The 7,871-nt window shown below is 69.1% G+C and carries 4 protein-coding genes; 1 reads left to right on the top strand and 3 read right to left on the bottom strand.

The genetic code is table 11. From position 1 onward, the window contains the following. The first annotated feature begins 93 nt into the window (after positions 1 to 93). The gene (locus V6M45_RS08480) at positions 94 to 1,413 is read left to right on the top strand and encodes an amidohydrolase family protein (RefSeq protein ID WP_332655474.1); all 1,320 of its coding nucleotides are present in this window, start codon (positions 94 to 96) and stop codon (positions 1,411 to 1,413) included. 11 nt (positions 1,414 to 1,424) lie between these two features. On the opposite strand, the gene V6M45_RS08485 is transcribed toward V6M45_RS08480, so the two are convergent. The 3 genes from V6M45_RS08485 to V6M45_RS08495 form a co-directional block, all read right to left on the bottom strand. Next, positions 1,425 to 2,573: an acyltransferase family protein gene (locus V6M45_RS08485; RefSeq protein WP_332655475.1), complete on the bottom strand. Its 1,149-nt coding sequence runs from the start codon at positions 2,571 to 2,573 to the stop codon at positions 1,425 to 1,427. A gap of 56 nt (positions 2,574 to 2,629) precedes the next feature. Next, a complete protein-coding gene (locus V6M45_RS08490; RefSeq protein ID WP_332655476.1) occupies positions 2,630 to 4,666 on the bottom strand; it encodes a response regulator in 2,037 nt (678 codons plus the stop codon). Beyond that, positions 4,666 to 7,871: response regulator (locus V6M45_RS08495; RefSeq protein WP_332655478.1), on the bottom strand; the 3,206-nt coding region annotated here is incomplete at its 5' end. The genes V6M45_RS08490 and V6M45_RS08495, both read right to left, overlap by 1 nt.

Genomic DNA, 7,871 nt, shown 5'->3' on the forward strand with positions numbered 1-7,871 from the left:
GTCTGCATCGAACCTTACAGCGATTTCATCCGGCGGTTCGCATCCGCCGGGCCGGGCGCGGGCCTCGAGTCAGGACCCAGATCCGGAGCCGCCATGTCCCGCCTGACCTTCGCCGCCGCCGCGGCCCTGCTCGCCGCCTGCCTCCCCACCGCGGCCGCCGCGCAGCGCGGGCCCCAGCCTGTCACCCTGGTGAGAGCCGGAAACCTGTTCGACTCGGAGGCCGGCCGCATGGTCGGGCCGCGCGACATCCTGATCCGCGGCGAGCGCGTCGCCGAGGTCGGGCAGGGACTGGCGGCCCCCGAAGGCGCGACCGTCGTCGACCTGTCCCGCTGTTCGGTCCTGCCGGGGTTGATCGACGCCCATACCCACCTGCTGCTGGAACAACGCGAGGGCGAGGGCCTGTCCGACGTCGCCGCGCGCGACCAGGCGGCCCAGGGCGACGTGTACAGGGTGCTGAGCGGGGCCCGTCGGGGACGTCAGTATCTGGAGGCCGGCTTCACCACCGTTCGCGACCTCGGCAATTCCGGCGGATATCTGGACCTGATGCTGGAGCGCGGGATCAACGACGGCCTCGTCTCCGGACCGCGCATCTATGGATCGGGCCCCGGTCTGGCGCCCGCTGGCGGCCAGATGGAGCCGATGCCGTCCGATCCGCACCACCTCGTCGACGCCGAATACCGCATCGTCAGCAGCCCCGACGACGCCCGCGCCGCTGTACGCGACGCCGTGGCCCGCGGCGCCGATGTCATCAAGATGTACCCGGAGGCGACGCCTCAGCGCACCCGTATGTCTGTGGCCGAGATGGCGGCCGTGGTGTCCGAGGCCCGGCGCCACGACATTCCCGTGGCTGCCCACGCCACCTCGGACGAGGCGATCCGCGAGGCCGTCGAGGCCGGCGTCACCTCGATCGAGCACGCCTATGAAGTCTCTGACGAGACCCTTCGGCTGATGGCGTCGAAAGGCGTCTGGCTGGTGCCGACCGACGCGTCGCTGGAGATGGCGCTTGAGTTCACCTCCACCTGGCCGGAACAGCCGCCGCGCGAGGAAATCGACCGTCATCTCCAGACAGGCCGGGAACGGCTGGCGCGCGCGCATCGGCTGGGCGTGCGCATCGCCCTGGGCTCGGATCTCTACATCCCCTACGGCCCCGGGCGGGGCGCCGGCTCGCGCGCGACCATGGACGGCTATGTCGAGGCCGGCCTTTCGCCGACGCAGGCGTTGCAGTCGGCGACCTGGGAGGCGGGGCGTCTGCTCGGCGATGACGGGCTCGGCGTCCTGCGGACGAACGCCTGGGCCGATCTGGTCGCCGTCGAAGGCGATCCGACGCAGGGCCTGGCGCCGCTGCGCACGCCGCGTCTGGTCATGAAGGGCGGGCGGACCGAGGCCGGCGACGCGACGGGCTGCGCCGGCTGATCCTGCGAGGGTCAGCCCTCCAGCGACACGACCGGCTGGGTCGCGGCCGCGGGGCGACGTGACCGCCGCTTCAGCCAGGCCCGGATGCGGTTCTGGATCGGGTTGTCGATGGTGAAGTGGAACAGGAAGGCGAAGGCGAAGGCCGCGACCACGCCCGCCGCCCACAGCGCCCACTGCACGCCGACAGGCAGGGCGAAGCGGGCGATGGCGACATTGACGACGCCGAACCAGGCGATCCGCACCACCTCGTTGGTGATGAACATCGAGAACGAGACCTGGGCCGCCTTCTCGACCCATTTCGAAGGCCGGGGCGTCGGCGTCGCGCCCGCCGCGAGGATGATGATCGAGATGCAGGCCAGCGAGACAAGCGCGTGCTTGTCGAAATACTGGACCAAGGCCAGCGCCAAGGCCGCGCCGATCCCGGCCCAACCCGCCAGCCGCGGGCTGATCCAGACCTTCTGGGCGAACCAGGCCAGCGCCATGCCGAGGGCGAACAGGGGCAGGGCGCGGATGAAGCCGTAGCCCATCGGCATCTGGTAGACCGGATAACCCAGCAGGCTCCAGGTCAGCTGGTTGACCAGCAGATAGCCGCCGACGCCCAGCGCCAGCACGCTCCACGGCCCCAGCCGCGACAGGCCTTTCAGCAGCCACGGGAAGACCAGGTAGCAGCCGATCAGGGCCGAGATCGACCAGCTTGGCGCGTTCCAGCCGTAGCCGCCCGGCACGCCGAACGCCTGCGTCAGGGTCAGCTGGGCCCACAGCTGGTCCCAGCGGAACCACTCCGGCGCCCGGGGCGCGAAGCCCAGCAGGCCGCCGCCGACGATCAGGACGACAAGGCTCAGCCCCATCATGAGGTGGGCGGGCAGCACCCGCAGATAGCGCTTCAGGAAGAAGTCGCCCGCCGACATCCGGCCCGCCGCCACCGAGGCGCCGTAGACCCGCATCAGCACATAGCCGCTGTCGATCAGGAAGAAATTGGTCAGCAGGAAGCCGCCCCGCTCGAACACCGGATGCAGGCTCTCGGCCAGGGCGATCGGTCCCGCGCCCTGGAAGTGATGCAGAATGATCAGCCCGGCCACGATGAAACGCAGCGCGTCGAGCCATCCTCCCCGGACGATGGGAAGTGTCTCATTTCGGGTCGATATCGCCGTCCAGGCCATCGGAAGAGCCTCCTTCGAGGCGCAATCCGCAAGGACCGGGCCGCAGCCGCCCGTGGTCAGGCCGGCGACGCCTTGAGACCGGCGGGGCGGGGGGCGGCCGCCGGGGGGCTCGTCAGCACGCCGCGGATCTGCGCCGCCAGCGCCGCCCGTTCGTACGGCTTCTCGATCAGGGCGAACTCGTGCGACAGGCCCTGCACCGCGTCACCCAGATAGCCCGAGGTCAGCAGCACCTTCAGCTCCGGCCGCATCTTCTGGGCCCGGCGCGCCAGCTCGATCCCGTTCAGCCCGCCGGGCATGACCACGTCCGAGAACAGCAGGTCGTAGCTCTGGTCGCCGGCCAGCCGGTGCAGGGCTCCGGCCGCGTCCGCCGCCACGTCGCAGCGGTAACCGAGCCCGTTGAGCATATCGAGGCAGACGCTCAGCACCGCCGGGTCGTCCTCGACGATCAGGATCCGCTCCGACCCGGTCTCGGCTTCGATCACTTCGCCGGGCGCGGCGATCTCCGCCGGAAGGTCCGTGGTGAGGGGCAGGGTCAGGGTGAAGGCCGCGCCTTCGCCCGGGGTGCTGTCCACCTCGACCCGTCCGCCGGACTGGGCCACGAAGCCGTAGACCTGGGACAGGCCCAGCCCCGAGCCCCGGCCGATGTCCTTGGTGGTGTAGAACGGCTCGAACACCCGGTCGGCCACCTCCGCGCTCATCCCCGAGCCGGTGTCGGATACCCGGATCTCCCCGACGGCGGCGCCGTCGTCGCCGACCGCGCGCCGGGCGCGGATCGTCAGCACGCCGTCGCTGTCCATGGCGTCGCGGGCGTTGACCGCCAGGTTCAACAGGGCGGTCTCCAGATGGGTCGGATCGACCATGGCGTGGAGCGGCTCCGCCCCCAGCTCCAGCTCGATCGCCACTCCCTCGCCCACAGCCTGTCTCATCAGCGGCAGGAAGTCCCGGATCAGACCGTTCAGGTCGACCACGCTCGGGTTCAACTGCTGTCGCCGCGAGAAGGCCAGCAGCTGACGGGTCAGGGTCTGGCCCTTGTCGGCCGCGGCGCGGATGGCCGTCAGGTGTTTGACCACGTTCGGCTGGTCCTCGATCCGGCGCAGCAGGATGTCGGCGTTGCCCAGCACCACGGTCAGCAGATTGTTGAAATCGTGCGCGACACCGCCGGTCAGCTGGCCGACGGCCTCCATCTTGCGCGCCTGGGTCAGCTGCTCCTCGAGATGCCGCCGCTCGGTCACGTCCAGCAGGGTGCCGAGGATCTGGCTCTCGCCGTCCTCGTCCACGGTCCAGACGCCCTGGTCGAGGAAGGTCCGGTACTGGCCGTCGGCGCACTGCCACCGGTATTCGCAGGCGTAGGCTCCGGTCTCCGACGCCTTCAGCAGGCAATTGATCACCCCCTCGACATCGTCGGGGTGAATCCGTCCCAGCCCGATCTCCGGCTCCTCGACGAAGCGATTGGGCTCGAAGCCGGTCAGAGGCGTGATGCTGTCGCTGACGAACCGCGCTCCGAACGGGTGGACGCTGGTGCGGGCCGTGAACACCACCGGCAGCGACTTTAGAATGGCGTCCTGCCGTTCCCGCGCCGCCCGCAGGGCCATCTCCGCCGCCAGCTTCTGTTCGCTGATCCGGGCGTTCTCCTCCAGCAGGGCGGAGCGCTCCTCGCCCTGGCGGCGGACCTCGATCGTCTTCAGGTGCAGGTCGGCGAGGATCGCCACCTTGGAGCGCAGGATGAAGGGGTCGACCGGCTTGAACACCACGTCCACCGCCCCGACCGAATAGGCCTGGAAGATGTGGGACTCGTCGCGGAACACGGCCGTCACGAAGACGATCGGCGTGTCCCTCGTGCGGGGGTGCTCGCGGATCAGCCGCGCCGTCTCGTAGCCGTCCATGCCCGGCATGTGCAGGTCCAGCAGGATGACCGCGAACTCCTGGCCCAGCAGCAGGCGCAGCGCCTCCTCGCCCGAGCGCGCCACCACCAGCTCGTGCCCAAGCACCTCCAGCGCCTCGGAGGCCGCGAAGGCGTTGCGCTCGTCGTCGTCGACGATCAGCACCCGCGCCTTGAGCGGCTGCGCGGCGGCGGTCTTGCGCGCGCCCGCCATCAGGCGTCCGCCGGAAGGCGGACGGCCTCGGGCCGCCGGCCCAGCCGCTGCGCGTCGGTGCGTTGGATCGACACCCGCATGACCGAGATCAGATAGTCGATGTCGACCGGCTTCGAGACATAGTCCGAGGCCCCGGCCTGGATGCATTTCGACCGGTCGCCCTTCATCGCCTTGGCGGTGACGGCGATGATCGGCAGGTCTGCGAACCGGGCGATCGAGCGGATCTCCCGGATCGTCTCGTAGCCGTCCATGTCCGGCATCATGATGTCGACCAGGACGATGTCGATCTCCGGATGCTGGCTCAGCAGGTCCAGCCCGGCCCGGCCGCTCTCGGCGTAATGCAGGTCGACGCCGAACTCCTCCAGCGCGCTGGCCATGGAGAAGATGTTGCGGATGTCGTCGTCGATGACCAGCGCCGTCCGCCCGGTCAGGATGGCGTCCTCCTTGCGGGTCTGGGCCAGGGTCGCGCGGGCCGCTTCCGAGAGCCGGTCGGTCGGCGCGTGCAGCAGCAGGGTGGCCTGCTCCAGCAGCTGTTCCGGCGTCCGCGCCAGCCGCGCCTGACCGGCGAAGACCGCCAGCCGCAACCGGCGCTCGTCGGCCGCGTCGAGCCGGTCCCCCGCATAGACCAGCACGGTCCGGTCGGCCTCCTTCATATAGTCGACCAGAGCCGGCACGGGCGTGCCCGCCGTGTCCACCACCAGACTGTCGGCCGGCTTCAGTTTCGCCCGGCCGAGCCCCTTCAGACCCTCGACGCGCGTCACCGACCGGAACGCGGTCTTCAGGCTCGCCGCCGCCGGGCCGCTTGGACCGACGAAAACCAGCCGGCGGTCGGGGGCGGTCATGAAGGTCCGCACCTCGTCCAGGCTGGCGGTGACGCCCTCGCGGTCGACGGGCTTGGCGGTGAAGCCGAAGGCGCCGATGGCCAGACCCAGCGACGCCTGGTCGTCGCCCGAAATGACATGCACCGGGATATGGCGCGTCTCGGGGGTCCGCTTCAGCAGGTCCAGCAGGGCCAGGCCGTCCATGTCCGGCAGGCCGACATCGAGGATGATCGCCTCCGGCGCATAACGCCGCGCCAGCGAGGCGACGGCGGCGCCCTGCTGGGTGATCACCCCCTTGAAGCCGCGATCGTGGACCAGACCCAGCAGGATGGAGGCGAAGCGGGGATCGTCCTCGACGATCAGGATCACCGGCTCTCCGGCCGCCAGGCTGTCGCGGTCGTCGCTGACCGTCTCCACCGTCTCCGCTTCTTCCTCGACGGGCACGGTGCGCACGGTGACGGCCTGGCCCGGCTCGCGCCCGGCCGGACCCGCAACGACCGCGCTCGGGCTGAAGTTGAGCGGCAGATAGAGGGTGAAGGTCGAGCCCTTGTCGGGCTCGCTCTCGACCTTCAACTCGCCGCCCAGGGTGCGGGTGATCTCGCGGCTGATCGACAGGCCCAGGCCGGTGCCGCCGTATTTGCGGCTGGTCGTGCCGTCGGCCTGCTGGAAGGCCTCGAAGATGATCCGCTGCTTGTCCTCGGGAATGCCGATGCCGCTGTCGCACACCGAGAAGGCCAGCACCTGGCCGGAGGTGTTCAGGTGCTCGTTGCCGGGACTCCAGCCGCTCTCAACCCGCTTCACGCTCAGCCTCACCTCGCCGGCGGCGGTGAATTTGAAGGCGTTGGACAGCAGGTTCTTGATGATCTGCTGCAGCCGCTTGTCGTCCGTGTACATGGCCGCCGGCAGGGCGGGATCGAGATCGATCCGGAAGCCCAGCTTCTTGTCCTGGGCGATCTGGGCGAAGGTCCGCTCCATCTGGTCGCGCAGGGAGTCGAAACGGGTCTCGCCGATGTCGAGGGTGACGGTGCCGGACTCGATCTTCGACAGGTCGAGGATGTCGTTGATCAGCCCCAGCAGGTCGGAGCCGGCGGCGTGGATGTTCTTGGCGAACTCCACCTGCTTGCCGGTCAGATTGCCCTGGGTGTTCTCGCTGAGCATCTTCGACAGGATCAGCAGGCTGTTCAGCGGCGTCCGCAGCTCGTGGCTCATATTGGCCAGGAATTCGGACTTGTATTTCGACGTCAGGGCCAGCTGTTCGGCCTTTTCCTCCAGCGCGAAACGCGCCTGCTCGACCTCGAAATTCTTGGCCTCCACCTGCTTGTTCTGGGCCGACAGCAGGACCGCCTTTTCCTCCAGCTCGGCGTTGGACTGCTGCAGCTCCTCCTGTTTGGCGCGCAGCAGCTCCTCGGACTGGCGCAGGCTCGCGGCCTGCTGCTCCAGCCGGTCGTTGGTCATCTTCAGCTCTTCCTGCTGCGCCTGGAGTTCGGCGGTCAGCAGCTGGGACTGGCTCAGAAGCCCTTCGGTCCGCATGTTGGCGGCGATGGTGCTCAGCACGATGCCGACCGACTCCATCAGCTGGCTCAGGAACGACTGGTGGGTCTCCGAGAACTCGCCGAAGGTGGCCAGCTCGATCACCGCCTTGACCTCGCCCTCGAACAGGGCCGGCAGGATGATGATGTTCAGCGGCGCCGCCCCGCCCAGACCCGAGCCGATCTGGACATAATCGCGGGGCACATTGGTCAGCAGGATGCGCTCCTTTTCCTTGGCGCACTGCCCGATCAGGCTCTGGCCGAGGCGGAAGGTCGGCGACAGCTGTTCGCGCTCGGTCGAGGCGTAGGCCGCGGCCAGCACCAGGATCGGTTCCTCCTCGGCGTCCTTGTCGGCGACATAGAAGACGGCGTGCTGGGCGTTGATCAGCGGGGCCAGTTCCGACAGCACCATGTTCGACACCGTGGCCAGGTCGCGCTCGCCCTGCAGCATGCGGGTGAACCGGGCCAGGTTGGTCTTCAGCCAGTCCTGTTCGGTGTTCTTCAGCGTCTGATCCTTCAGATTGCGGATCATCTCGTTGATGTTGTCCTTCAGCGCCGCGACCTCGCCGGAGGCCTCGACGGTGATGGAGCGGGTCAGCTCGCCCTTGGTCACCGCAGTCGACACCTCGGCGATGGCGCGCACCTGGGTGGTCAGATTGCCGGCCAGCTGGTTGACGTTGTCGGTCAGGTCGCGCCACAGGCCGGCGGCGCCCGGCACCCGCGCCTGTCCGCCCAGCTTGCCCTCGATCCCCACCTCGCGGGCCACGTTGGTCACCTGGTCGGCGAAGATGGCCAGGGTCTCGATCATGCCGTTGATGGTGTCGGCCAGCGAGGCGATCTCGCCCTTGGCGTCCA

The sequence above is a fragment of the Brevundimonas sp. genome, from assembly GCF_036676055.1.
In the GTDB taxonomy this organism is placed as follows: domain Bacteria; phylum Pseudomonadota; class Alphaproteobacteria; order Caulobacterales; family Caulobacteraceae; genus Brevundimonas.

What these genes read in the sequence shown, in the direction of transcription:
- V6M45_RS08485 (WP_332655475.1), bottom strand. Translation starts at nt 2,573, where the DNA reads ATGGCCTGGACGGCGATATCGACCCGAAATGAGACACTTCCCATCGTC.
- V6M45_RS08480 (WP_332655474.1), top strand. Translation starts at nt 94, where the DNA reads ATGTCCCGCCTGACCTTCGCCGCCGCCGCGGCCCTGCTCGCCGCCTGC.
- V6M45_RS08490 (WP_332655476.1), bottom strand. Translation starts at nt 4,666, where the DNA reads ATGGCGGGCGCGCGCAAGACCGCCGCCGCGCAGCCGCTCAAGGCGCGG.